A 26,390-nucleotide genomic window follows, 5' to 3' on the forward strand; every position below is an offset into this window, starting at 1 on the left:
GGAGATAGAAATGGAAAAACTGACGCGCGATGCGCTGAACAATCATCTTTGGCGCGCTGCGGACTACCTCCGTGGGTCGATCGACAGTTCGGACTACAAGGTCTACATTCTTGGCTTTCTGTTCCTCAAGCGCCTGTCGGACCGCTTCGAAGAGGAGGCGCAGGAGCGTATCCGCGACGGCCTGCCGGAAGACATCGCCTACAATGACCCGGATGAACACGAGTTCTTCGTGCCCGAGCGCGCGCGGTGGGACAACATCAAGAAGACAACCGTCGAAATCGGCCAATCCCTCAACAAGGCCTGCGAAGCACTGGAAGATGCCAATCCTGCCATTGAGGGCGTTCTGGTAAACATCGACTTCAACAGCGAGTCGCGGCTGGGCGATCCCAAGAACAAGGAAGTCGTCCTTGCTGGCCTGATCGACCATTTCTCTCGCATTGACCTCGCCAACCGGTCGTTGTCCGAACCGGACATGCTCGGGCGGGCCTATGAATATCTGATCGAATATTTCGCGGACGACGCGGGCAAGAAGGGCGGCGAGTTCTATACCCCCCACCAGGTGGTCAATCTGATCGTGCAGTTGCTCGATCCCGAACCGGGCATGCGCATCTGTGACCCGACATGCGGTTCGGGCGGTATGCTGATCCAATGCGCGGAATATGTCGGCTCCAAGCAGGGCAAGCGCTTGGGTGAGCCGATCAACGTCACACTGCATGGGCAAGAGCGCAATCTGGGGACGTGGGCCATCGCCAAGATGAACCTGTTGTTGCACGGCCTGCGCGATGCCCGGATCGAGAAAGGTGACACGATCCGCAACCCGCGCCTGCTGGATGGTGACGGCAATCTAATTCTCTATGATCGGGTGATCGCCAACCCGCCCTTCTCGCTCGACAAGTGGGGCGCCGAAGAGGCAGGGGGCGAGGGTGAGAAGGCGAGCTTCAACCGTTTCAAGTATGGCATCCCGGCCAAGAACATCGGCGACTATGCATTTGTGCAGCACATGCTCGCGACACTGAACAAGGACGGCATGTGCGGGGTGGTCATGCCGCATGGCGTGTTGTTTCGCGGGTCAGGCGACGGGCGCATCCGCAAGGCGCTGCTGGAAGAAGACCTGATCGAGGCGATCATCGGCCTGCCTGAGAACCTGTTTGCGGGCACCGGCATTCCAGCCATCGTGCTGATCCTCAACCGCAACAAAGCTCCGGAGCATCGCGGCAACGTTCTCTTCATTCACGCTTCCAAGGAATATGAAGAGCGGCCGAAGAAAGCGGTTCTCGCTGACAAGAACATCAAGACGATTGTCGATGCATACCGGGCAAGGACTGAGATTGATCGTTTCAGCCGTGTCGTGCCCATGACTGAGATTGAAGAGAATGACTTCAATCTCAACATCTCTCGCTATATCGACACGCTTGAGCCGGAAAAGCCGATCAATGTGAAAGCCGAACTGGGCAAGCTTTGGGAGGCGGAAAAAGCCCGTGACGAAGCCGAGGCTCGCATGAACACACTGCTAAAAGAGATGGGTTATGTGGGCTGATTTTCCAGATGATTGGGAGCAGCTGCACTTCTCCGACGTTCTCTGCGAACAAGTGAGACGTGAAAAGCCAGTTTCCGAAAAACAATATCCGTTATTGGGCGTAAAGTGGTACGGTCAGGGGCCGTTCCACCGCGAAACTCGTTTAGGTGCTTCGCTCTCGGCACCGTACCTTTTCGAGGTCAGCTACGGCGATATCATCTACAACAAGCTATTCGCCTGGAAGGGCTCTTTTGGGGTGATTGTTAGAGACTACGCCGGCTACTTCGTCTCTAATGAATTCCCACTATTTTCATTAGATCGTAGTCGGGTTGTGCCTGAGTTCTTCGCGTGGGCACTCAGGTCGCCACGATTGGCAGAGCGAGCGAACGTCTTTTCAACTGGTACCACATCAATCAGCCGAAATCGACTTGATGAAAATGATTTCTTGAGCTTTCCGCTTGCGCTGCCGAGTTACCCTGAACAGCTGGCAATCGCCGAAGTTCTTCAGTCCGTCGAAGATGCGATCGCGCGCAAGCGTGTGCTCATTGCGCAGTTGGAAAGAACCGCTAACGCTGTGTTTCAAGATGCGCTGTATCCGGGAGGTGTTCCTAGATTTCCACTAGCCAAATTTGGAGACGCAATCGAATCCATAAAATATGGAACTTCGGTTAAAGCAGACAAGCACTCAGAGGGTTATGCGGTTCTGGGAATTCCAAATATTATCGGCCGCCGTGTTAAAGCGGACGCTTTGAACCGAGCCGAGCTGGGTGAAAAAGAGGCCAAGAGATATTCGCTCAACTCAGGCGACCTGCTTGCTGTTCGAACGAACGGCAACCCTGAATATGTAGGACGTATGGCTCTGATCCGAGACCCAATGCCCTCAACGATTTTCGCTTCCTACCTGATCCGTATCCGCCTCAAAAAATCAGTAACTTTACCCGAGTATATTGAGGCTTGTGCGCCCCGTTGGCCCCTTCGAACATCATTGACAAAATCTGCCACAACGTCGGCTGGAAACTTCAACATCAACACGGATGGCATATCGCAGGCGAAGATCATTCTTCCCCCGATTGATGTGCAGCAGGAAGTTGTGAAAATTGAGAGAGCATTCCAGGACCGCATCGAAGCAGAGAACCGAACACTCTCGGAGCTGCAAAACACGCGCGCCGCGCTTGCGCAGGAGTTGCTTTCTGGCCGTCTGCGTCTGCCTGCCAGCATGGTTGCCCGCTTCGAGAACGCTCCGCCAAGCGGCAAGACGTCCAAGGCAGTGACGGCATGAGCTCATCCCGCGATCGGTTGGAAATCGAGTTTGTCGAAGACCCGGCTGTAGACCTGCTTCGGGTCCTGTTCGACTATCGTGAGCTGTTGCCCGCTGACGTATCCAGGCTGAGGGAAAGCACGACCGATGTCTTGCTGACCCGGCGCTTGGAAACGCAGCTCCAGGCGCTCAACCCATGGATTGACCAAGATGGAATCCGTCGCGCCATCGCCGCCATTGCACGCGTCTCGGCCATCGATCTGATCGACGCCAACGAAAAGGTCCACACGGCGCTGACCTATGGCATTACCTTGCCGCACACCGATGCAAACGGGCGCAGGCAGGACCGGAGCGTCCGCTACTTCGACTTTGAAACCGTCGAAAAGAACAGGTTCGAGTTCGCGCGCCAGGTCACGATCAAAGGCCCGCGACAGGAGATTATCCCCGACATCATCGTCTATGTGAACGGCATCCCGCTCGTCGTCATCGAGTGCAAATCGCCGGGCCTCTCTGACCCGATCGGTGACGCACTTCGCCAGTTCCGTCGCTATGAGGGGCGGGACGAGTTCCAAGGGTTGGGCGCGCCGCGTCTGTTCGAGGTGTCGCAGATTTCACTCGCGCTCGCGCGCGATGTCGCCAAGAGCGGCACAACAATGACGCCGACGCGGTTCTGGGCGGACTGGCGCGATCCCTATCCATTGAGCAGCGATGCACTTGCCTCGCGCCTTGGCCGCACACCGACACCGCAGGATACCCTCCTGGCTGGCATGCTTGCGCCTGAAAACCTGCTCGATCTGGTGCGCAACTTCATCATCTTCGAGACCATTGATGGCAAACGGATCAAGAAGATCGCCCGCTATCAGCAATATGTGGCGGTGGGCCGGACCATCGAGCGTATCCGGACCGCTTCGCGGCCAGACAAGCGTGGCGGTGTCATCCACCACACTCAGGGCTCTGGTAAGTCGCTGACAATGGTCTTTTTGGCGATAAAGCTTCGTCGCTTGCCGGAGGCGGAAAACCCGCGCCTCGTTATCGTGACGGACCGGACAGAACTGGATGGCCAGATCACCGGCCAATTTCAACGCGCTGGATTCCCCAATCCCGCCCAGGCTGAAAGCGGCGAACACCTGCGAGAGCTTTTGTCCGGCGGCGCAGGTACGACGGTACTGACGACCGTCCACAAGTTCCAGTCGGCTGTACCGAAGCGGACGGATGTCATTTCGGACAGCCCGAACATCTTCGTTATGGTCGATGAAGCGCACCGAACTCAATATGGCGCGCTTGCGGCACGGATGCGCGCGGGCCTGCCGAACGCCACTATGATCGCCTTCACCGGTACGCCTATCGACAAGAAAGACCGGGCGACGCGTCGCGTCTTTGGCGACTACATCCATCGCTATCTGATCCACCAAGCTGTCAAGGACGAGGCGACGGTTCCGATCTACTATGAAATGCGGGATGCTCGCATGCGTGTCCATGGCGTTGAATTGGAATCTGCAATCCGACGTGCCTTTCCCGAATTGAGCGACGAAGAAATCCAGAAGCTGAAACGCGGAACTCGTTTGCAGGAAAAGGTAGCTGGTGCCGAAGAACGCGTCCGGATGATCTGCCAAGATATACTCCAGCACTACCGCGAAACCATTGAGCCAAATGGGTTCAAAGCACAGATCGTGACGGTCAGTCGAGACGTAGCGGTCACCTATGTAGAGACACTTCGTGATCTTGGTGCTCCGGAATGTGCCGTCATCATGTCGACCGCGAATAACGACAGCGCGCGGCTGCAACGACATCACCATTCCAAGAGAGAACGTGAGGACCTGATTGCCCGATTCAAGCGCCAGAACGACCCTCTGAAATTCCTTGTCGTCTGCGATATGTTGCTGACGGGGTTCGACGCCCCAATCGAGCAGGTTCTTTATCTCGACGCACCGTTGCGAGAGCATACTTTGCTGCAGGCAATCGCACGCGTTAACAGAACTGCCGACGGTAAGAAGTACGGCTTGGTTGTAGATTATTGGGGCGACAATCAACGTATCTCTGAAGCGCTCGAAATGTTCTCAGAGGATGATGGTGTCCTTTCGGCAATGCGTCCTGCCTCGGAAAAGTACCAACTTCTTGAAAGTCGCCATCGAGCCGCAATGCGCCTGTTCGATAATGTCGATCGCAACGACGAAGAGGCTTGCGTCCTGTTGCTCGAGCCAGAGGATGTGCGTGCCCGTTTTGAATTAGACTTCCAGCGTTTTGCGGAAGCATTTGATATGGTTCTTCCCGACCCCAAGGCATTGGAAGAACCATATTTGGCTGATCTTAAGTGGCTGTCTCGAATTCGCGCTACAGCTCGCCGAACGTTCAGCGACGAGCGGTTTGACGCTCGGCCCTATGGCGCAAAGGTGGGTGAACTCATTACATCACATCTTCAGTCGGAAGGCGTGGAACAACTGCTTCAGCCGACGGACATTCTTGATCCTGCATTCCTTCGAAGTGTGGCCGAGCTTCATTCCGACGAGGCCAAGGCCGCGAGGATCGAACATGCGATACGCCATGAAATACACGTCCATCGAGATGAAAACCCAACAGCCTACTCTTCACTTTGGGAAGAACTCGAGGAACTCATTTCACGTCGCCGAACTGATCGTGTCAGCGCTGCTAGCCAGCTAGCTCGATTGGAAGAAATGGCTACGCGCTCCGCCGAGCTGCGTAGTGATGCAGGCGGCATACGCCTGTCGGGCACGTCTGGTGCCATCCTGCCTTTGATAGAGTTCCGGCCTGATTTGGATGCTGACACGCGCCGAGAAATCGCATCTAGCATTGCGACAGACCTCGAAGCCATGACGCAAGTGATCGACTGGCACATGAAAGAAGATGTTCAACGCCAGATGCGGCGTAAGATCAAAGAGCATCTGCGCGCCGCGCAATCTGATTTTCAGGCAATGGAAGCATCTACTGCAAAGATTATGGATGTAGCCAGAGCGCGATTTGCCAAATGAGACAAATCGACAAGCACGATGTCAGTTATGGTGGCGAGAATATCAGCTTTCGACTGGAACGGACTGCGCGCCGAAAAACCATCGCTATTTCAGTGGGTTTTGATGGAATTCGAGTTCTTGCGCCAGTTGATATGATTGACCAAGACGTGGCGGCGTATGTCCGAAAAAAGGCACCCTGGGTAATCAAAAAGCTTGCGGATTATAGGGAATTGGCTTCGGAAACACAGCCAAAGGAGTTCGTTAGCGGTGAAAGCTTCCACTATCTTGGAAGACCTTATCGGTTGCGAGTTATTGAAGATCCGAACGCTGTCGTGACACGAGTTTTGGCGCGTGGACAAACCCTTGTAGCGCCAGTTCTCCCAAATCAGCACTATCTTATCCGTCGCGCGTCAATCCGCTCTGGTTTGCGCCAATGGTATGTCGAGAAGGCAATGAGGCGGTTTCCGGAAAGGCTCAGTGCAGTAAGTACGAAGCTTGGAATTGACACCCCGCGGATGCTGGTAGTTGAGCAATCAAAGCGATGGGGAAGTTGCGACAAGAATGGAAAAATAAGGCTGAACTGGCGCCTAGTAATGGCACCTGCATCACTCATTGACTATGTCATAGCACATGAAGCCTGCCACATTCTTTATCACGACCACTCCCATCGGTTCTGGCGCTCTCTCGAAACAATTATGCCCGACTATGAAAGTCGCATTAACCGCCTGGACAAAATCGGTCACCGGCTAATCTGGTAGGGCGTCGATCTGCGAGGCGTTGCTCATGCGAAATCGGGTACTTGTCACGCGCGCGCGGTTGATGAGGAATTGCTCGAAGGTGGCGGCCTGCAGCGTTTGGGCGCTGGCGTCCGCGTTGGCGACCTTCATCCTCCGAAAATGCTGCGCCATGGATGAATGGCCGGCCTGGTGAAGCTGTACCGCGGCGATGGCTCCTTGGCAAATGGAAGCAGTGGGCCGATCGCGTCTTGTTCTAAGAGCCATCACGCTCCGAGCATCGTGCAAACCAACAGTCTTGAACGCCGCGTCGCTTGGATTGGAGGGAGTCTGGGCGCGCCGATTCCGGTGGAGTTTGGAGCATATGCGGAAAGGATTTGTTGGCGCGCCCAGGCGGATTACCACCGCCACCTCTTCGAGCCCGTTCGGCGTCATATCTTCATCATGCGGCTCCCTGGATGCTGGTCGCGCGCTCGACGCTGAAAGCAACGGCCGTACGATAGGAGCCGTTGATCGCGTCCCGAAGTCGACGCATGGCCCTGTCGAGCTCGCGCGCAATCGTCTCGTCCGGCTCGATCCGCGCGAGGTGGCGCAGGATCTCCGCGCCCGCCTCCCGGAAGTCCTCGCCAAAGACGTCGCCCTCGACCACAAGTTGCTCGCAGAGATCGCGATCGCGCTCTGCGCCCCGGAGAACGTCAGCCGGCAGTGCCTCGAGAGCGTAGATTGCCTCGCGCGCCATCACTTTCACAGTTTCGATCCGCTTCGGTTGTTGAAACATCGGACATCCTTTTCAAAGCTGAACTGCGGGCGCTGCGGCCCTCATCGAGGGGCCGCAGCGGTTGCGGTTCAGCCGATCCCGTCAGGATCATTTCCAACCATCACGAAATCAGGCATCGCAGCGTATCTCGCCGAGCGCATCGAGCGCCTTCTGCGCCCAATATGCTTGCCCCTCGAGCTGCGTGCGGATCCCTCTCAGATCGGTCGCGACGGCTCGCATCGCGAGATGCGGCGGGGCCTCTTCGACGGAAAACCGCGGTCCGAGGCGCATGTAGCCATCTTCGAGGTAGGCCCATTCGAGGTCGTCATCGAGGGCGATAAGTGCCCTCGTGATCAGCTTTCGGGTCCGGCCGTTGGCTTCCGTCAGGCGGCCGAAGAGCGAGACGTCCTCGAAGCCAGTGAAAAGCATCCAGTCTTCGAGTAACGGCGCGTTCTCCAGGTCTTTCGGGGAGGGCTTGGCGGTCGCTCCGTGAATGACGTTTGCGAGCACATTGCGCTCTTTGCGGAGCTCTTCGGGGGTAAGTTCGGACGGGTGTTTATCGTGGGTCATGTGTGATCTTTCGAAAAATTTGGGGTTCAGAAGACGAAGCAGGGCTGCAAGATCCGTCCGCCTCGACAGGCAGGCGGACGGACGCTGCAGCCCCAATCGACGGCGCGCGTTACGGTTGGATGAGAGGTTTGGGGCGGTAGATCGCGACCCGCGGCCTCAGCCGGGACCGAACCTCGCGCGGTGCGGTCGCGAGTAGCGTCTCGACAGCCTCGAATTGTTCGCGCTGCGCGGGGCCGAGGCGCCCGATACGAGCATTGCGTTCAAACAGGTCGGAACCGGTCGCGATGAAGAGCCGATGCGATGCGCGGAACATGGTGGGGCGATAGAGCCCGCAAGCGGCAGCTTGATCGTCATCAGCAATGACGATGTCATCTTCGCGCAGCAGTCGGCCTTCCGGGCTGACACCGGGCGCGACGATGTTCATCGGGGTATCACCGATCAGCCCGCGCGAGAGCAGCAAACAGGGACGCGTGCCGGGCGGGATGTCGAACTCGCCATCACGCCTGCGGTCGGAGCCGTAGGGGAAGCGCATGAGGAAGATATCGCCCGGTTTGAGCTGGCCGCCCGGAAGCAGCCGAAGGTATCGGTCGTGGAGCATGAGTGCCTCGTGTCGTTGATAAGAAGAACGACGCGCCGAACCTCACCAACAAACCCCGATACGCGGCCTCGGGGCGTGGCTTGATTGCGTGCGTCAAAGACGCTGCACGCAAGCAAGACATGCGCCGAGGCCTGCCCTCCCGCGACCCATTGATCGCTCGCCTGCGGGCAGATCGCGCGGGTGCCGGGGAGAGCGTCGAGAGGGGTGACATCCCTCTCGACCCGCCGGAGGCGCCGGGAGAGTTCGGAGAGGGTGGCGCGCGCCTCTTCGATCCGTCGGAAGGACGCCGAGAGGGTCCGGGGAGATTGGCGAAAGTCTCCCCCGGTCCGCCGGATGGGCGCCTTAGGGTGCAGGGAAAGTGGCGAACGATCCCTGCCCTGGGGGTTTGGGGGATGTGGAGCTTCCCCCATGCGGCGCGCAGCGGCGCCGGGTCTGGGGCTGTGCCCCAGCGAACGCACGGGACGCGCTATCGGCCGGAGGACGATTGCGCGGGCCGTCTAGTGAGTAGATGGCCCTGCGCACCCGTTGAGCGATGGCTTCCGGAATTAGGGAGTGTCTATGCCAGCTGCGTTTGGAGAGCGGGTGTAAAGACCAGTCGTTGGGAAGGAAGGTCGACGGAGACTGTCATCTGCATGAGACTCCGGCAATCGAAGGGTCACAGCCCAAAGTTGCCACCGGCGAGGGGCGCAGCGTGATTCCCCGCGCCGTTTGGGCGATCGAAACGTGAGTTTCGATCACTAACTTCACGGCCTCAATCTTGAACTCGCGGCTATGCTTCCATCCGATCATATTGTGTCACCAGTTCCTTGGTTACGGACTGATATCCGTGTCCAAGAAACAGGCAGCAGGCCTCATGTGCGATCTTCTGGATGGAGACGATTTCTCATTTTCCCCACTCTTCATGCATCTTGGCGTTGATTAAACCTCACCCTATCGGCTTGGCCGAGTTGAATTCAAACCAAACCCAAAGGGGATAGATATGTCGACGAAAAGTGACATGGACAACCACTCCAACCAACTGAACCCGAACAATGATGCCTACTGGGAGAGCCGGGGCTACGAAGATGGTCGGCCGGACGATTGGGAGGCTCACTCTTGCGACCCGCAAGAATGCTACCTGTTCTGATCTGAAGCCCGCGCAGGCATCGACCTCGGTTCCAAGATAGCTTGCAGCGCCACAAAATAATTATGATATAGCTGGCAGACGTCGAAACTCGAGGCGCCTGCCAGTTCCTCAAGTTTCCGACTAGATCGAGCTATAAATTGGGCGACCATAACAAACATTCTACAAGCCCGCCTATCGTCAGGATCCATATCGATACCGACATCCAGCGCATTCATGGTTTGAGCGTGGGAAGGAATTTCAGCTCCTGACAAGAATTTCTTCGCCTCCCGGACTCTAGTGCCCGAAGTGCCGAACGCTTTATGGATAAATTCAATTCTAGTTTCGCATTTGGTTTCTTGGCGAGCATACTCCAAAATGTTAGCCACTGACATTCTCGGATTCGCTTGTCCATCGGCATGGGCAAAAAGCAGTTCGATTGCATTCTTAACAAGGACTTTTTGCCCTTTTTCATCTAAGTCTTGATTCCGGGCGCCTTCGGCAACCCAAACCAGTGCAAGCCCCAATACGCCCATCACACAGAGAGCCAGACAAACTTCCTCGGGGATCGAATTTTGTCCATGCAACCGTCGGGCCAAATACTCGAACCATGGACGCCAAATTTGATCATCTGCCGCCTCACATCGCTCCGCAAGGCAACCTAGCCCGCCCTTTTCGATCTCTCTCAGCGTGGCCTGAGAGGCCGCAAGTAAGCTGTACAGACGCTGCTTCGTTTGGGGAGATCGTGCCTCCGGTATCGACAGATATAATTGATACCAGAGCCCCAAACTCACCACTTCCCGCGACACTTTTCTTGACGGAGAGTTTGACGCAATGGCCTTAAGTGATTGCCTCAGCACGTCCTCGCGAAGTGCCTCATCATCTGGAAGCAGATGCTCAATTATCGCACTGGAAAGTTTGGCCATCCGGTTTGCCGATATCGGCTTCCCGTCACAGAGATCTCTCAAAGTCTTGTGGAGCGCCCCGTTCCCCCCCTTCACGCGCACTTCGCTAGGCAGAAGCACCTCTCCAAGAGAAGTGACCCCACAAAGTTTCGTAAATAAATTGATATCTGGGAGTAACATGCTGCCCGAAGCGCGCTCGTAAAGTGAAGAACGGAAACGGCGCTTCAATGCCAAGCAGCATTTTCCGCGTCATTTCTGATGATACTATGTAAAGACAACGCCCTCAGGTAGCAATCCGCCACGACATCCGCTTTTCCGCCCGCTCGCCGTGGACCGACTACATCAATCGCACAAGGCGCGTTTCCCTAAGCGCACTGTTCGCAACCTGCGTATTGCTGTCGCTCGTCGAGACAGTAGCGAAGGGCCGCTCTCTGCCCTTAAATGCGAGGTTGCTCGCGGACTACACCCGTCATACATGCGCCGGGCGTCTAACGACCGCTCCCAGTCCCAAACATGTCGTTCATCTTGACCCATATCGGTTTTGTGCATCAATCATTACGCGGCAGTCTAGGTCTCATTGGTACCTATGCTGTAAGCGCCAGATGAAACAGTATAGAATTAAGGGAAATGTTTTTTTATCTTCTTCCAGCCAGCGCACAGGCGGCACTCATTTCATATCAGACCTCACGTCTATCTGAAAAAATTTTGCTTATTGTGGAAGCCACCTCCGCCGTCATCGCTCTCCCAGCGCTCGCCCAGGGGGTTCTACCCTTGATTGAGGCTTTCCGGGGCAACGGCATAGGATCAATGCAGAGATCAGATTATGTGGGAGTTTTTTTGACTCTCGCTCCAACGTCTCTGTTTCTTGTCATATACATCGCCAGAAAGAGATGGCGCGATGGAATCCTTTATCGATTTTCTTCACAAAATTTGCTGACGGGTCGGCCCGGAAAGACCCTTCGGGAAGAGATGGTAGATGCCAGTTCCGGGCGCATAGACGACTTTGCACCCGAGTTTGGGTGGACCGACCCTAAGCTCAATGCCTGGATCGCTAAGCAATCCTTCACTGGTGCTGTGCTGAAATACGAAATAGAAGGTTCATATTACAGCTACAGACCAACCGACGGTAGCGAAAATAAGGCTCAGCAACTTCGAACTTTTGCCCTAAATGCCAAAATGAAACAGAATGTAAAAATCTTCAATGGCATGAAGGTTCGCATGGCAGGCGATTTGTTTCCTGGTCGCACAAATGCGATCCCATTGCAGAAGACTGATTATGTTTCATCATTGATGTCCGATCAACTCGCATTCCATCGAATAGCGGATGAAAACTCTGGGCAAGTCTTGTCTGATGGAATATCTAGCTTCCTGGAGCACATGAATGGCGATTCCGGTCAAAAAATTTATAGACTTAAGTCATTGTCGCAAGCCGATGTTTCAAACCAAATAGGAGTCTCGACGATTGCTTTTACAAAGGATGGCATGATCCCTTTCGTCGTTCAGACGAACAAGAATGCTCAAAGTCACGGAAAACTGGCACCTTCAGGGTCTGGGTCGCTCGATTGGAGCGACATCTATGAAAGTAGCGTCAATCATGACTTCTGGTCCTTAATCCGGTATGGTGCCGCGCGTGAACTTCTTGAGGAGTGCGGTATCGGTCAAAGGTTGGATGTCGAGGAGTTCAGTCGTGAGAATGTTAGAATTTATGCATTTGCAAGAATGATTCACAGAGGAGGAAAGCCTGAGTTCTTTGCAATCGCTCTCCTACCTTACACGATGCGCCAGCTGAGCGAAATGAAAGTTTTTGGCAGCGAAAGAGCTTACTCCATACGCACGCGGGCTTCTGACGGCCCACCAATCGAAGCCGGAACAGACATTCGCGCGAGCATCATTCAAACTTGCGAATTTTATTCCGACGAGCGTAACATTCACAAGATTATGCAGGGAGCTATCGCCCTCTCCTATCCGTTGCATCACGGTTTGGAGCTACTTGTTGAAGCTGCAAAAGACCGGCAAATTGGCGTCGAGATTGCAGATTTTGTAAAGGCCAACTTGTTGGCCCGCTAGAAACAGAAGAGCTTAAATTATCATGGCGCCCCCAGGGGCCGTTTTTCAAATTGCCTCTGCCCGTAAATTAGGTGCTACTATATACAGCTTTTTCAGGATTAAATCATCAGAGCCCGGGAAATTTAGCTTCGGGTCGAGTGTGAATACCATTTTTACCCAGCAAACCGGATTTTCAAAATTTAGCTTCCCTGAGCATAGCGGTGCTTGGTGCAGAGCGCAGAAAATTAGCGCTTTCTTCCCTTTCCACGTGGCGTCATCCTCAGCCCATAGCGGATTCTCGCGAAGCAGCCCCTTGCTGCGGCGCGGCTTCGCCGAAGCCCCCCTTCATCACCCTGTCAGCATTATTCCGAGGGTCGGAGTACGCAGCCTGTGCCAACCGGGCTCTTCAAGGCAAACCGCCGAAAGACAGCTCAATCTAAACCGTTCAGATTTCCAGAAATCCAGGGCACCTAATCCCTTACCGGTGCGCCCGCAATTGCCTTTTCGCTCCCTGAAGGCCATGATCGAGTAAATGTAGCAATTTGAGGCGATATCCGTGTTACCTGACGTCCCCTCCCCCGAGCAGAGAGAATTCCATTTCGCCGTCCGTACTAACGCCGAACAAGCCGAAATCGTCCGCCTCCTCGAAGAAACACTCGAAGTCGCCGGCGCGCTCGAAGCCGAGATCGACGCCCTCCGTAAATCAATCCTGAAAAAAGCGTTCTTCGGTCAGCTCGTTCCGCAAGGCCCCGAGGGCGAGTCCGCCTCGGCCCTGCTCGAGCGGATCAAGGCCGAGAAAGCCAAGAAATGGAAAACCTCCCATGCCTGACGTCATCAGCTTTCAGGATGCCATCAATGCGACGCAGGGCGACGACAAAGCGCTGCTCATCGGTAACGGTTTCTCAGCGCAATACTTCAACTACGCCAACCTTCTGGCAGAGGCCAAACTGGACGAAGGCAGCCCGATCAAAGAACTGTTTGACCAACTCGGCACTGTAGATTTCGAGGCGGTGATCCGCGCCGTGGAAGATGCCTCTGTTGTAGAACGCGCATACGGCAACGACGATCATGCAGAGCAACTGATTGCGGATGCTCAGACTGTCCGTGAAGCGTTGGTTACAGCGGTCAACGCGACCCATCCGGCTCATCGAGAAGACCTCGATTTTCAATATGAGAGCGCCGCCGCCTTCCTGAAGCATTTTTCAAAGGGTCAGGTTTTCACCCTGAACTATGACCTTTTGCTCTATTGGGTGAATCTCGAAAAAGGCCTTCTTACCGATGGGTTTGGCTTGGGCGACTATTCTGAAGACGGTCGGTTCAAAGGTCCATTTGTGGAAGGAGCTTATTGCCGAACCTTTAATCTACACGGTGGCCTTCACCTCTTTCAGAATGAGATAGGTGAAGTCTACAAGGCGCTGAACGATGGCGATGGCGTCATCGCCAACATTACCCATGAAATTGCGAACAATGGGCGCCTTCCCCTCTATGTCGCAGAGGGGACTTCGACGTCAAAGCTGCGAAAGATCAACTCCGTCGAGTATCTCCGCCATTGCTACCATACATTACAGGAAACCACTGCCGCTGTTTTCATATTCGGGCACAGCGCAGACCCTAACGACGCCCACATCTATCATGCGATTTTCGGTTCAAAGGCAAAGCACGTCTATTTCGGCCTATTCCAGCCGAACGAAGAAAAGGTGACGGCCTTGGATGCAGAACTCGCAAAATACAAGAAGCTCGGAGGGGATGACGTCCCCTACAGCTTTTTTGACTCGGAGACAGCACACGTCTGGGATGGCTCGTCGGTTGAGTAATTTTCAGAGAGTCGGCTCTATCAGCAACTCCCATGTCGGGAGGGCATTCGAACTGCGCGCCCAGAAGATCCTTGCCGCGCACGGCTTGTCTCTGGAGTTGAGCCACAAGGTACCCTGTGGCCTGTGTAACCTGAAAAAGGATCATACCTTCGATCTTGGATCAGAGACGCCCAAAGTGATTGTCGAGTGCAAGTCCCAGACATGGACCGCCAGCGGCAATGTGCCCAGCGCCAAGATGAAGAATTGGGCAGAGGCCATGTTCTATTTTCATATGGCGCCGCCCGAGTATCGGAAGATATTCTTCGTGGAGATGAGCCTGCGGGCTGGACGCGAGGAAACTCTACTCGGCTATTTTCGCCGGACACAGGCCCATATGATTCCGCATGATATTGAGTTTTGGGAACTGCCGCGCGACACTGACGAACCCGTAATTCACGAGGACTGAAATGAGCTCATTTGACAGCACAAAACTCCCGCTGCCCCAAGTTCTATCCGATGTGACGAGCGGCATAATTCAACTTCCTGATTTTCAGCGCGGCTGGGTCTGGGATGATGAACATGTGAAATCCTTGTTGGTCAGTATTTCCCGGTCTTTTCCCGTCGGCGCGGTTATGATGCTCGATACCGGTGGCGATGTGCGTTTCCAAGTCCGACCGGTCGAGAATGTCGAATTCGAGGGTGCCGTTCCGGAGCCAGAAAAGTTGATCCTGGACGGCCAGCAGCGTCTGACATCGCTGACCCAAGTCCTGTCACTCGAAAAACCAGTCAAGACGTTCAATGAAAAGGGCAAAGCGATAAATCGCTACTATTACATCGACATCGCGGTGGCGCTGGAAGATGACCGATTGGAAGAGGCCTTCATTTCGGTGCCAGACGACAAGAAGATCAAGACCAATTTCGACCGCGATGTGGTTCTGGACCTCTCCGCACGCGAGCTAGAGATCAAGAACTTCCATTTTCCCTGCTCACAAATCCTGAGTTCAGATGCTTGGGAAGAGGCTTTGCATGAGTTCGCACCCGAAAAGTTCGGCGACTTCATGACGTTCCGAAAGAAAGTTTTAACCGCATTCCGGAGTTACCAGCTTCCTGCAATCACGCTTGGCAAAGCAACGTCGAAAGAGGCAGTTTGCCTTGTCTTCGAGAAGGTGAACACCGGAGGTGTCCCGCTTTCGGTGTTCGAACTGATGACCGCGACTTTTGCCGCGGATGGGTTCAACCTTCGCGACGACTGGTACGGCAGCACATTGCGAAATGTTGAGGGGCGTTCTCAACGCCTAAGCAAAGAGCCGATCCTGAAAGGCACTGAGCCGGCAGATTTCCTTCAAGCGATCTCGATCCTGCAAAGCTCGGAAAGGCGTAAAGCGGACATCGAATCCGGCAAGAAAGGCAAGATGATTTCCGCGGTAAGCGCCAAGCGTGTTTCCGTGCTTTCCCTAACGCTTGAGGACTACGAAAAATGGGCTCCACTTGTCGAAGAGGGCTTTAAACTGGCCGCAAAATTCATGCGGAAGGAGTGCTTCTACGACGGTCGAGAGTTGCCTTATCGAACACAGCTTGTGCCCCTTGCCGCCGTTCTGTCTCAGGTCAGGGAGCGATGGCTAGAACCTAGGGTCCATGATCGCCTTTCGCGTTGGTTCTGGTGCGGCGTCCTGGGTGAGCTTTATGGCGGGGCCGTTGAAACGAGGATCGCGAACGATTTTGAAGAGCTGATGCCTTGGCTGTTAAGTGATCTAGATGACGAGTATTATGAACTGATTCATGGCCTTCCAAGGACAATCAGCGAATCCGCATTTCAGGAAAGCCGCCTAGATACGCTTCGCTCTCGAAACAGCGCAGCCTACAAGGGGCTGAATGTTCTTGTCCTTCGGGAAGGTGCCCGCGACTTCTTTTGGAAAGCGACGATCAAGGAGCTGGATGACGAAGATATTGCGCTGGATATTCATCACATATTTCCCAGGGCGTGGTGTGAGGACAATGGGATCAAAGCGAACACTTACAATGCCATCGTCAACAAGACGCCCATTTCCTACAAGGCAAACCGGATGATTGGGCGCAAAGCGCCATCCGAATACCTGACCGCCCTTCAAAAGCACAAACAGGTCACGTTAGACGACGCGTCAATGAACGCCTTACTCGCCTCGCACCGTATCCCTGCCGATCTGCTTCGTTCCGACGATTTCGATGCGTTCTATTCTGGTCGAAAAGCTGAACTTCTCAGTTTGGTCGAAAGAGCGATGGGCAAAGCTGCACAACTGGATCAGACAGGAGTTGTATCGAACGTAGGTGAGGAACAATGAACATCGCCTTTAGGGTATGGAGTTTCTGCACCACACTGCGCGACGACGGCGTCGAGTATGGCGACTAGTGTCTTCGTACCCGCGGCGAGGGTCCGGTTCCCGCCGTTTGTGACTGAGCCTCCCGTAGTGGCCTAGCCGTCCCGACACCCGCCTCGCCAGCAGCTCCCGGGTAGACACCGGGGGAAATTCGCCCCAATTTCCGCGCGGAGTGACATGAACCCACCTCGATCTCACAAGCACGGAGATCGACTATGTCATCAGCACCTAAAACCCACTACCCAATCGTCATGCGCATGCAAGGCATGCACCCGCGCAATCTTGCGGGTTACGAGAAGCACCGGATGCGCAGCGGGGGCGATAACGGCCATTGCGACAGCAGCCTCATGGCACACAACCGGCGCCTCATCGGCTCGAATACCTGGGCACAAGATGCGTGGGACGAGATTCAGGACATGCGCCACGCGAACCATCTTCTCGAATTGGAGCAACTGCGCCGACGGCGTCGGAAAACAGAGCTTAAGAATGCGCTTTTCCGTGGGCCGCGCGATCCCTGGCGCGCAACCCGGCATGGTCCGCTGCGTGAAATCATTCTGACGGTAAACAAAGAATGGTTCGACAAAGACCTCACCGAGTTTTTCGGGGAGAGCGGACCGACGCGAGAAATGCAATTCGAGACGCGAGCCAAGCAGTGGCTCTTGACCAACTTCGGCGACGACTGCGTTCATGCACGCGCCGATCTCGACGAAACAGCATATCATATCCACGCTGTGATCATTCCCCGCGCAGTGACAACCGATGGTCGGCGTATGCTGCAGCCGGCAGTCCATCCGCTGATCCGGAGCTACGAGAAGGCGCAAGATAGCGTCGGCGAATGGTTCGAGGAGATTGGGCTCCAGCGCGGCGAGCGTCGCAAGCAAGCCCTGAGGGAGGCTCTCAACCACAACAAGAAAGTCCGCGAAGCGCGTGCGAATGGAGTGGCCGATCCTGGAACCGAGATCGCACTGCCAGAACATCGCGAACACGTCAGCCCACGGAAATGGCGCGAGAGCCAGGAGATTGAGCTGGCCAGCCGCGACAAGGCGGTGAAGCAGACCGAGGAAACCCTCGCTGCCGAAAAATCGGCGCTCGCAGATCAAGAGCGTACCGTCACGCAGCGGCAGCGAGAGGCTCAGTCAGTGCTCGAAGTCGCGGCTGCGGTGGCCGATGGCCACGTGGATATCGTGTCCGATTTGAACGAGACGGCGTCACAGGTCGCTCAAGCCGATACGCCATCGCCGGTGCGGGCGCTTTTCGGACGCGCTTTGGAAGTTCTCCGCCAACAGGCACGCAAAGAAGCGCGCGCGGAGCTCACTGATGAGTTCACGCAGATCGAGGCGGCGGACGCTGCGCTTCGCGAGATCGCGAAAACGCTGCCCGGCAAAGCTAGGCACCGTCTCGCACAAGCGCGCAGATCACTGTCTTTGCCGCTGAATGCGCTTCGCCGCCGCTCGTCGCGCGCCCGGTTCGACGACGTCGATCGGGGCTCTGATGAGAAAACGTGAAAAAAGTTCGCGAATTCGATTTCCGCGCCCTGCGCGATGAACCCACCTCATCATCAGCGGCCAAGAAGCCCCGCGATAGGCGCGGGGCAGGCGCTGCAAAGACCGCCACGAAAGGACTCGACTACATGGCACAGAAACACCGGCATCCCGTCATCGACTGGAACCGTATGACCGACCGCCAACGGCAAATGAAAGCGCGCGCGGAAAACCTCACCGCGCAGATCGCTCTTGATCAGCACCGCGAACATGACCGCGCGAACAAAGCGCTCTTCGCAAGCCTCGAGAGCGTCTTGGCCCAACTGGCGGGTACGCCCAAGGCAGTCGAATTTTTCCGCCTCTTCAGCGAGACCGCCACGCAGGCAAACGCCAAGCGGATCGCAAATCATCCCGACTGCCCGGATGTCGTGCGCAACGAAATCGCGCAGCGGATCGAGACGGCTGGTGCCACCCGTGGCCACGAAGGCGTTGCAAGCGCTGTGCCCGGGAAATCGGTCAACGCCAGCGAAGGCTGACGGGGCTTAGATCGCCCAACACGAAAAGGAAGGGGGCGCGGTGTATTCCGCGCCCTTTCTCGTTATCACGGGCTACTCATTGGCTGGGCAGCGATCGGAATGTACCGGCGCAGTCCGGTACCATCAGCTAATTAAGCACTGCAGAGGCTCTCCGCTGACAACTATCGGTCGGGTTAGGCCCCTTACCCCGGCTGCCGTTCGGCCCAGCCTGCGAAGATCTTCTCCAGCGCGACGACGGCGTAATAGAGAAGGATTCCGAGGAAGGCCAAGGCGATCAGCACCGCGAACATCAGCGGGTAATCCCCGTTGGTCTGGCCCGACAGGAACAGCGCGCCGAGGCCCTTGCCGTGGGGCGAGATGATCTCGACGAGGTTGGTGCCGATGAAGGCCAGCGTCACCGAGACTTTCAACGCGCCGAAGAACTCGGGCAGGGTTTTGGGCAGGGCGATCTTGCGGAAGATGGTGAATTTCGAGGCCCCCAGCGCGCCGAGGATATCGCGATATTCGGGCTCCAGCGTGGACAGGCCGATCCCTACTGACACGGCGATCGGGAAGAAGGAGATCATGAAGGCCATAAGCACGGTGTTGAAGTCATGCGCGCCGATGAACAGCAGCGCCAGTACCGGCACGACTGTCGCCTTCGGCACCGCGTTGAAGCCCACCAGAAGCGGATAAAGTGCATCGCGCGCGGTGCGCGAAAAGCCCATGAGCATGCCGAGGAAGGTGCCAAACACGATCGAGATCGCAAGCCCTGCTACCGTCCGCCATAGCGTCTGCCAGCTATCGATCAGGAACAGGTTCCAGTATCGCATATAGGCGGCGGGCAGGTCCGACGGCGAGGCCATGACGTAGTTCGGCCAGCCATTCGCCCAGACGATGAATTCCCAGATCGCGAGGAAAGCGACGATCGACAGGATCGGGGTGAAGATTTTCTTGGCGTCCATCAGTGTACCCCCTCGTCGCGGCCCTGCGCGATCCGGATTTGGTCGCGCAGGAGATGCAGCATCTCGACGGCTTTCGGCTCGTAGAGAACGTCGATCGTGCGATCCTTCGGCAGGTCCACATCCAGAACGTATTGCGTATGCGCCGGGCGGCCCGAGAGGACGATGACCTGATCGCCGAGGAACACGCTCTCGCGCAGGTCATGGGTGATCAGAACGGCGGTGAAAGGCTCGGCGGCGCGCAGATCGCGCATCGTCTGCCACAGATCCTCGCGGGTGAAATTGTCGAGCGCGCCAAAGGGCTCGTCCATGATCAGCACATCCGGCTTGTGCACGATGGCGCGACAGAGCGAGGCGCGCTGGCGCATCCCGCCGGACAGTTCCGACGGGCGCTTGGTCTCGAACCCCTTCAGGCCCACCATCTCCAGCAAGTGCTCGGCGCGCGCGGCCTTCTCGGATTTCGCCATGCCCGGAGCCACGATCTCCAGAGGCAGCATCACGTTCTCGATGATCGAGCGCCATTCCAGCATCACCGGGTTCTGGAACGCCATGCCGACAGTCTTGCGCGGGCTGGTGACCTTCTCGCCATGAAGCCAGACCTCGCCCCGGTCGGGCTTCATCAGCCCCGCCACCAGACGGGTGAGGGTGGATTTGCCGCAGCCCGAGGGGCCGACCACGGCGCAGAACTCGCCCTGCGGTACGCGGATGTCCAGTTGGTCGAGCACGGGCAGGGGGCCATGCTTGGTTTGATAGGCGTGGGTCACGCCGCGAATGTCGATGAGATTTTCCATGAGGGTCCGGCGCGAGAAGGCAGAGAATAGGGGCGGGTGCATCCGCGGCGCCTGCCCCTGAAGGATGTCGGATCAGTCGATCTTCCGCTCTGCCGCGTCGGGCAGGTACGCGCTGTCGAAATAGAGAGCCGCATCGGGCGCGTTCTGGAACTCGTAGACGGTTTTCGTCTGCTCGATCGCGGTGGCCATCCGGTCCGCGTCGATCCCACCCATGCCATTTTCCTTCACGTAATCGGTCAGGACATTGGCATCGATTGCCATTTGAAGTCGCTCGGTCTCCAGATCCTTGTCGGCGGCTGGGTTGCGCTTGAGAAGCGCGTCCACGGCCTTGCCCGGATCGGCCACGGCGGCTTTCCAGCCCTCGGCGGTCGCCTTGATGAAGCCGGTAATCTCTTCGGGATGCGCCTTCGCGTAATCCGTGTTCACGATGATCGCGTTGCCGTAAAGCGCCACGCCGTAATCGGCCATCAGCAGCACCGACTGGTCCTCCATGCCCACGCCCAGACGCTTGAGATTGAGCGTCGAGGAGAAGGAGAAGCCGGTGACTGCATCGACCTTGCCCTCGGCTAGCATCGGCTCGCGCGTTGGGAAGCCGACCGGTTCGACCTTGATCTTGTCCATGTCGAGGCTGGCTTCCTTGGCGAAGATCGGGAACTGTGCCCAGGCGCCATCCGGGGGCGGCGCGCCCAGCACTTTGCCTTCGAGGTCTTTGGGCTCGTTCACGCCCTGCGACTTGCGGCCGACCACCGCGAAGGGCGGCTTGTCATAAACCATCATCACGGCGGTGACGGGCGCGCCGGGGTTCTGGTCGAGGAATTTCATCAGTGAGTTGATATCGGCGAAGCCCACCGGATAGGCGCCGGTTGCCACTTTCGGGATCGCGTCGAGCGAGCCTTTGCCCTCTGAGATTTCGACCTCCAGCCCGGCCTCGTCGTAGAACCTCTCGTCGATAGCGAGGAAATAGGGCGCCGAGGGGCCTTCGAATTTCCAGTCCAGCGCGAAAGGCATCTTGGTTTCGGCCTGTGCCAGCGTGGCCGAGAGGCCGAGCGCGAGCGTGGCGAAAAGCCCCGGTTTGATGTGCAGCATGATATCCCTCACTTCGTTAATCCGTTTTCGCCCCGATCCTGACCGGCGGCGCGCGGGGGTAAACTCAAACCGCGCGCGCCATGCGAGCAGGCGAGGTGCTCACGGTTCCGTGATTAAGTTTTGTGCGGGGTGCTGCGTAAATGCAAGAAAATTGGGCGCCACATCGGCGGGCCCTCAGAGGGCGATCTCGAGTGGAAGGAACCCGTTCGCATCGACCGGTCCGGGGTCGGCCTGCAATCCGACTTGCGCGAGCTCCGACAGGTAGGCCGATGCGCCGGGGCCCGTATGATACAAGGCGCGCGCGCCGGGCAGGGGAGCGAACCGCCAGATCGGCGGCGCGTCGATGCGGAGCGGTCCTTGCTGCGCATCGATTTCCTGCAGCAGCAGGTCGCGCACGCGCATCGGCTCCGGAGCGAGGGAGACGGGGCGACCCCGCTGCTTGAACCCGCCGCCGCCGGAGAGGCGGAAATCGTTGCTCACGACGATGAACCGGTCTGTATCACTGACGCGAGCACCCTCGTGGCGCAGGTCGCGGATGCGTCCCCGTGCGGCCGTGTTCAGGCTGCCATCCGGGCGGAAGCGTGGTGGCTGCGACAGGTCGATCTCGTAGGTAAGCCCCGCGATCACGTCGAAATGGTAACTCGCGAAGGCGAAATCGCAGAGCATCCGCAACCGCCCGTCGGCGCGCTGCTGGTTGTAGATCGAGACCGCCTGTTCGAGCCAGTCGCGCAGTTCCGCGCCACTGAGTTCGACCGCGGCGACCATGTTGTTGAACAGGTAGATGTCGTCGAGATGGCTCATCCGCAGCGGGCCGGCAGGGATGTCGATGAAATGCGCAGAGCCTGCCGTACCGCCCGATTTGAAGCTCGACGCAGCGCCGAGTAGGGGCAGGTCCGCTTCGGGGCGTCCAGCGAGCTTTTCGCGGGCATATCGCCGTTTCGCCGCGATGGTCAGGGCGAGTGTCCGGTCCGGCGCGATCTGGGTGAAATAGCTGTGCAGTGGCTCCGCGGTGGTGCCGATGGGGCGGCGGATGTGATCGAGCGTGCGGCGATGGGCGCGGGCCGAGGAGGCAAGCACGGCCGCGCTGTCCGGCCCGCTCTCGCCCTGCGCTGGGCGCAACTCCGCCCGGTGCGCCGCGAGTGCCCAGCCTTCCTTCCGTTTTTCCAGAACGAGATCGAGCACTCCCAGATGCGTCCCGCCGGCCCCGGCGTTGAGCGCGGGCTTGCCGTGAAGCGTGCCCAGAACCGGATCGATCCCCGCGAAACTCGGACGGGAAGGATCGGGAAAGCGCAGGTGGTCATGCCCAGCCAGCACGATGTCGATCCCGTCGAGCTGCGCGATCGTGACTGCCGCCCGCTCGGCGGCGGCGGCCGAGCCTTGCGGCGCGTTCTGATCCAGCGGCAGCGGAGAAATCCCCGTATGGGCGAGGGCGACGACCAGATCGGCCCCGGCTGCACGGATCAGACGCAGCTGCGCCTTCATCGCCTCCAGAAGTGAGGAGGTCGAAAGCTCGGCCTCGGGTCGCGTCTCGAGCCACGCAAGGCTGGGCGGCGGCAGCACGCCAATCACCGCGACCCGCAGATGTCGCTCGGTACCGTGACTGTCGCGAAAGCGGCGTTCGATCATCGCCCAAGGCCGGATCGGCGTATCCGACGAGGCATGCAGATTGGCGCAGACGGTGGGAAAATGCGCGGTTTCCAGAGCGCGCTCGAGCGACGCCAGCCCGAAATCGAATTCGTGATTTCCAAGCGCGGCCGCGTCGTAGCCCAAAGCGTTCATTGCCGCGATCATCGGATTTTCGCCGTCGTGGCTGTCCGCCGTCTCTCCCGGCTCGCTCCAGAGCTGGGTCAGGGGCGTGCCTTGAAGGAAGTCGCCGCAATCGAACAGCAGGCAATTAGGGGCTTCGCTGCGCGCTTGCGCAATCTCCGAAGCCAGCGCTGCCAAGCCTCTGCGCGGGGCCGGGCGGTCATTGAAGTAATCGTAGCCCCTCGCTTGACCATGCAGATCGGTCGTCTCAAGAACCCTCAGCGCGAGTGTGACGCGCTGATCCGAAAACTGGCCGGGCCAATCCCGGTCAGACAGTTTCCCCATGTGATCCCCTTGGCCCGTAATTGACCTTTTATCGTTTAAATGCCGCCCCTTGGCGGTCGTGTGTCCCACACGCAAGCTAGAGTAGAGGTCGGTCGTTTGCCAAGTTTTAAATTGACGTAACGCGTTTGCGAGGTCCGGGCACGTGGCGGCTCTGGCTTGCGCGTCACCTGATCGGCACTGGTCTCCGGCTGGCGCCCCGTGGCATGGGTAGGGCGATCCGCAGGAGTTTTTCATGCCGCCCGATTCCCTCGCCGACGCGCGAAAGCCGATTTCTCAACCCGCCCGGTTGTCTCAAGGACGCGTGCTCGATTCGCGGGGCTTGGCCTTTGCGGAAGCGCCGGGTGCGCTCGAGCGGGCGGCCCATCTGCGGGGCGATGCAGAGCGGCTCGCGGAGCTGCGCGCAGGCGAAGCGGCGCGGGTGGTTGCGCTTTGGCGCGGGCGTCTGCTGTTCGGGCCCGAGGGGCTGCGCCTTCTGCGCGCGGGCGAGGCGGCGCTCGAGGCGATGCCGGGACCGGAGATTTTCCTCGGGTGCCACGACGGGTGTGCTCTGTTTTCCCGCGATGTCTCGGCTTTCGAGCCCGAGGGTGAACGACCCGACGGGGCGGCCTTCTTCGACGCCTCCGAGCAGCGCCATCCCGATCTGCCCGACGACATCGTCTTTGCAGAGCTGCGTGGCCGGATGGGGTTTCTGAGCCCGGTCGAGGCGGAGATCGCCGCCACCGCGCGCGGGCTCGTGGAATGGCACCGGACGCATCGCTTCTGCTCCACCTGCGGTGCCGAGAGCCAGTCCGAACAGGCGGGCTGGCATCGGCGCTGCCCGGTTTGCGAGCGGCACCATTTTCCGCGGACCGACCCGGTCGTGATCATGCTGATCACGAACGGCAACCGGCTCCTGCTGGGGCGCGGCCCGCATTGGCCCGAGACGATGTATTCCTGCCTCGCGGGCTTCATGGAACCGGGAGAGACGGTCGAGGCCGCCGTGCGCCGCGAGGTGTTCGAGGAAAGCGGCGTAGAGGTGGGGGAGGTCTCTCTCGTCGCTTCGCAGCCGTGGCCGTTCCCGGCCTCTTTGATGCTGGGGTGTCGCGGCGTGGCGACGACCACCGAGATCACCATCGACCCGGTCGAGATAGCCGATGCACGCTGGATCAACCGGGAGCGTCTACTGCAGGTTGTGGCTGGGCGCGACCCTGAGATCTCCGCGCCACGCCAGGGCGCGATCGCCGGTTGGCTGATGCGCGAGTGGCTTGCAGATCGGCTGGAATGAGGCCAGTTTGCCGCGCACGGCGCGCCGCTCCCCGGTGCCCTGACTGCTGATCCGAGGAATTCGTCTCATGAAATTGTCGACCCGCACCGATATTTCTGCGCCCGCCGGTTTCGTCTTCGGACGGCTCGCGGATTTCGGGGGCTTCGAGCGGGTGGCGATGCGCCGCGGGATCACGCTGAAACGGCTCGATACGCTGAACGAACCGGGCGCAGGCATGTCTTGGGATATCGGTTTCCGTTTTCGTGGCAAGCAGCGCCAGATGATCACCGATGTGAAGCGTTTCGAAGTGCCGGAACTGATCGTCTACGAGGGCGTTTCGAACAGTTTCGAGGCGGTGATGGATTTCGATCTCACGGATCTGTCGCGAACCCGGACGCGGTTGCAGGTGGGGCTGGAGTTGAAGCCGCGCAGTCTCGGCGCGCGGCTGATGATCCAGTCGGCCAAGCTCGGCAAGGGCAACCTCGAACGCCGCTTCAAGGAACGGATCGAGCAATTCGCGCAGGATATCGAGCGTCAGCACGAGAAGATCGTCTGACGCCCGGCCCCCTCAGCTCTTGCGTTCCGGTGCGGCCGGGTAGACGCCCAGAATTTCCAGATAACTGGTGAAGTAATCCAGTTCCTCGAGCGCGCGCGCCAGCGCCGGATCGTCGGGATGGCCTTCGACATCGGCGTAGAACTGTGTCGCGGTGAAGTGCCCGCCGACCATGTAGCTTTCGAGCTTGGTCATGTTCACGCCATTGGTCGCGAACCCGCCCATTGCCTTGTAGAGGGCTGCCGGGATGTTGCGCACCCGGAAGACGAAAGTGGTCATCATCTTCTCGCCGCGCGGGCGGGTGTCGGGCTCGGTGCCCATGATCAGGAAGCGCGTGGTGTTATGCGCGTGATCCTCGATATGCCGGGCGAGGATGTTGAGGCCATACGTCTCGGCGGCCATGTCGGAGGCCAGCACGCCGACGCTGCGGGTCTGCGCCTGCACGAGTTCGGCGGCCGCGCCCGCACTGTCGGCGGCGGCCTCGCCCCGGATCCCGTAGCGCGCGAGGAAGCTTGCCGCCTGCGGCAGAAGCACCAGATGCGCGCGGACCTTTTCCAGCTCCTCGATCTCCACGCCGGGCAGGGCCATCAGGCTGATATGCACGCGCACGAAGGCCTCGTCGAGGATGTGCAGCCCCGATTCCGGCAGCAGGCGGTGAATGTCGGCCACCCGCCCGTAGGTGGAGTTCTCCACCGGCAGCATCGCGAGATCGGCGTCGCCTTTCTTCACCGAGGCGATCACGTCCTCGAAGGTGCGGCAAGGGACCGGCTCGAGGTCCGGACGCGCGTCGCGGCAAGCCTGATGCGAATACGCGCCCAACTCGCCCTGAAAAGCGATCCGTCCGGTTCTCGGCGTTTGTCCTTGGCTGCTCATGGGCAATCCCCCCGCACTGATCTCGTCTCGCGCCCCTGCCTAGCCCGTGCCTGCGCGGAAGGGAAGAGCCGGGGCGCAGAGGGCTCACGCTGCGTCATCCCCCGGTCACTCTTCGGAAATCCGATCACATCTGGTAAAGTTCGCTTGATCTAAAGGGCCCTGTGCGGATAGATGCGCGGGACGACGACGCATATCA

23 protein-coding genes are annotated in these 26,390 nt (G+C 58.2%); 13 read left to right on the plus strand and 10 right to left on the minus strand.

What is annotated here, in order from left to right; genetic code table 11:
* Positions 1–10 precede the first annotated feature (10 nt).
* From B6V73_RS05625 to B6V73_RS05640, 4 genes are read left to right on the plus strand one after another with little or no spacing between them, the layout of a single operon-like run.
* Positions 11–1,537: a class I SAM-dependent DNA methyltransferase gene (locus B6V73_RS05625; RefSeq protein WP_088724725.1), complete on the plus strand. Its 1,527-nt coding sequence runs from the start codon at positions 11–13 to the stop codon at positions 1,535–1,537.
* The gene (locus tag B6V73_RS05630; protein WP_088724726.1) at positions 1,527–2,795 is read left to right on the plus strand and encodes a restriction endonuclease subunit S; all 1,269 of its coding nucleotides are present in this window, start codon (positions 1,527–1,529) and stop codon (positions 2,793–2,795) included. The genes B6V73_RS05625 and B6V73_RS05630 overlap by 11 nt, the downstream gene beginning before the upstream one ends.
* On the plus strand, positions 2,792–5,761 hold the full coding sequence (locus B6V73_RS05635) for a type I restriction endonuclease subunit R (protein ID WP_088724727.1): 2,970 nt from the start codon (positions 2,792–2,794) through the stop codon (positions 5,759–5,761). Before B6V73_RS05630 ends, B6V73_RS05635 begins: the two co-directional genes overlap by 4 nt.
* A complete protein-coding gene (locus B6V73_RS05640) occupies positions 5,758–6,498 on the plus strand; it encodes a SprT family zinc-dependent metalloprotease (RefSeq protein ID WP_088724728.1) in 741 nt (246 codons plus the stop codon). Before B6V73_RS05635 ends, B6V73_RS05640 begins: the two co-directional genes overlap by 4 nt.
* On the opposite strand, the gene B6V73_RS05645 is transcribed toward B6V73_RS05640, so the two are convergent.
* From B6V73_RS05645 to B6V73_RS20420, 5 genes are all read right to left on the minus strand, one after another.
* On the minus strand, positions 6,487–6,909 hold the full coding sequence (locus B6V73_RS05645; RefSeq protein WP_088724729.1) for a hypothetical protein: 423 nt from the start codon (positions 6,907–6,909) through the stop codon (positions 6,487–6,489). The genes B6V73_RS05640 and B6V73_RS05645 overlap by 12 nt on opposite strands.
* A gap of 7 nt (positions 6,910–6,916) precedes the next feature.
* The gene (locus tag B6V73_RS05650; protein WP_088724730.1) at positions 6,917–7,252 is read right to left on the minus strand and encodes a hypothetical protein; all 336 of its coding nucleotides are present in this window, start codon (positions 7,250–7,252) and stop codon (positions 6,917–6,919) included.
* 108 nt (positions 7,253–7,360) lie between these two features.
* Positions 7,361–7,801 (minus strand): hypothetical protein, encoded by a 441-nt coding sequence (locus B6V73_RS05655; RefSeq protein WP_088724731.1) that lies wholly within the window; start codon positions 7,799–7,801, stop codon positions 7,361–7,363.
* Between the two features lie 109 nt (positions 7,802–7,910).
* On the minus strand, positions 7,911–8,399 hold the full coding sequence (locus tag B6V73_RS05660; RefSeq protein ID WP_083080420.1) for a hypothetical protein: 489 nt from the start codon (positions 8,397–8,399) through the stop codon (positions 7,911–7,913).
* A 1,113-nt stretch (positions 8,400–9,512) separates the two neighbouring features.
* On the minus strand, positions 9,513–10,640 hold the full coding sequence (locus tag B6V73_RS20420) for a hypothetical protein (RefSeq protein WP_143597872.1): 1,128 nt from the start codon (positions 10,638–10,640) through the stop codon (positions 9,513–9,515).
* 393 nt (positions 10,641–11,033) lie between these two features.
* Between B6V73_RS20420 and B6V73_RS05665 the strand changes: the two genes are divergently transcribed.
* From B6V73_RS05665 to B6V73_RS05695, 7 genes are all read left to right on the plus strand, one after another.
* Positions 11,034–12,473, plus strand: a complete 1,440-nt coding sequence (locus B6V73_RS05665; RefSeq protein ID WP_143597873.1) for a hypothetical protein — start codon at positions 11,034–11,036, stop codon at positions 12,471–12,473.
* A gap of 535 nt (positions 12,474–13,008) precedes the next feature.
* Positions 13,009–13,281 (plus strand): hypothetical protein, encoded by a 273-nt coding sequence (locus tag B6V73_RS20940; protein WP_088724733.1) that lies wholly within the window; start codon positions 13,009–13,011, stop codon positions 13,279–13,281.
* Positions 13,274–14,266 carry a DUF4917 family protein gene (locus tag B6V73_RS05675; protein ID WP_088724734.1) on the plus strand — a complete coding sequence of 331 codons (993 nt, stop codon included), beginning with the start codon at positions 13,274–13,276 and terminating at the stop codon, positions 14,264–14,266. Before B6V73_RS20940 ends, B6V73_RS05675 begins: the two co-directional genes overlap by 8 nt.
* The gene (locus B6V73_RS05680; protein ID WP_088724778.1) at positions 14,259–14,711 is read left to right on the plus strand and encodes a hypothetical protein; all 453 of its coding nucleotides are present in this window, start codon (positions 14,259–14,261) and stop codon (positions 14,709–14,711) included. The genes B6V73_RS05675 and B6V73_RS05680 overlap by 8 nt, the downstream gene beginning before the upstream one ends.
* Position 14,712: 1 nt before the next feature.
* Entirely contained in the window at positions 14,713–16,563 is a 1,851-nt protein-coding gene (locus B6V73_RS05685; RefSeq protein WP_088724735.1) for a DUF262 domain-containing protein, read from the plus strand.
* A gap of 251 nt (positions 16,564–16,814) precedes the next feature.
* On the plus strand, positions 16,815–18,104 hold the full coding sequence (locus B6V73_RS05690; protein WP_143597874.1) for a plasmid recombination protein: 1,290 nt from the start codon (positions 16,815–16,817) through the stop codon (positions 18,102–18,104).
* A 125-nt stretch (positions 18,105–18,229) separates the two neighbouring features.
* Positions 18,230–18,616 carry a hypothetical protein gene (locus B6V73_RS05695; RefSeq protein WP_143597875.1) on the plus strand — a complete coding sequence of 129 codons (387 nt, stop codon included), beginning with the start codon at positions 18,230–18,232 and terminating at the stop codon, positions 18,614–18,616.
* Between the two features lie 182 nt (positions 18,617–18,798).
* Here B6V73_RS05695 and B6V73_RS05700 read toward each other — a convergent pair whose 3' ends face one another.
* The 4 genes from B6V73_RS05700 to B6V73_RS05715 form a co-directional block, all read right to left on the minus strand.
* Positions 18,799–19,560 carry an ABC transporter permease gene (locus B6V73_RS05700; protein ID WP_088724738.1) on the minus strand — a complete coding sequence of 254 codons (762 nt, stop codon included), beginning with the start codon at positions 19,558–19,560 and terminating at the stop codon, positions 18,799–18,801.
* A complete protein-coding gene (locus B6V73_RS05705; RefSeq protein WP_088718999.1) occupies positions 19,560–20,348 on the minus strand; it encodes an ABC transporter ATP-binding protein in 789 nt (262 codons plus the stop codon). Before B6V73_RS05705 ends, B6V73_RS05700 begins: the two co-directional genes overlap by 1 nt.
* A gap of 72 nt (positions 20,349–20,420) precedes the next feature.
* Complete coding sequence (locus tag B6V73_RS05710; RefSeq protein ID WP_088724739.1) at positions 20,421–21,434, minus strand: ABC transporter substrate-binding protein; 1,014 nt, start codon at positions 21,432–21,434, stop codon at positions 20,421–20,423.
* A gap of 174 nt (positions 21,435–21,608) precedes the next feature.
* Complete coding sequence (locus B6V73_RS05715; RefSeq protein ID WP_168174868.1) at positions 21,609–23,525, minus strand: 5'-nucleotidase C-terminal domain-containing protein; 1,917 nt, start codon at positions 23,523–23,525, stop codon at positions 21,609–21,611.
* Between the two features lie 232 nt (positions 23,526–23,757).
* Here B6V73_RS05715 and nudC point away from each other — a divergent pair, with 232 nt between their 5' ends.
* Both nudC and B6V73_RS05725 read left to right on the plus strand, forming a co-directional pair.
* The gene (nudC, locus tag B6V73_RS05720) at positions 23,758–24,789 is read left to right on the plus strand and encodes an NAD(+) diphosphatase (RefSeq protein WP_088724741.1); all 1,032 of its coding nucleotides are present in this window, start codon (positions 23,758–23,760) and stop codon (positions 24,787–24,789) included.
* Between the two features lie 67 nt (positions 24,790–24,856).
* A complete protein-coding gene (locus B6V73_RS05725; RefSeq protein WP_088724742.1) occupies positions 24,857–25,324 on the plus strand; it encodes an SRPBCC family protein in 468 nt (155 codons plus the stop codon).
* 12 nt (positions 25,325–25,336) lie between these two features.
* Here B6V73_RS05725 and B6V73_RS05730 read toward each other — a convergent pair whose 3' ends face one another.
* Positions 25,337–26,194 (minus strand): prephenate dehydratase, encoded by an 858-nt coding sequence (locus B6V73_RS05730; protein ID WP_088718994.1) that lies wholly within the window; start codon positions 26,192–26,194, stop codon positions 25,337–25,339.
* Positions 26,195–26,390 lie beyond the last annotated feature (196 nt).

The organism is Thioclava sp. JM3 (assembly GCF_002213185.1).
Lineage (GTDB): Bacteria > Pseudomonadota > Alphaproteobacteria > Rhodobacterales > Rhodobacteraceae > Thioclava > Thioclava nitratireducens.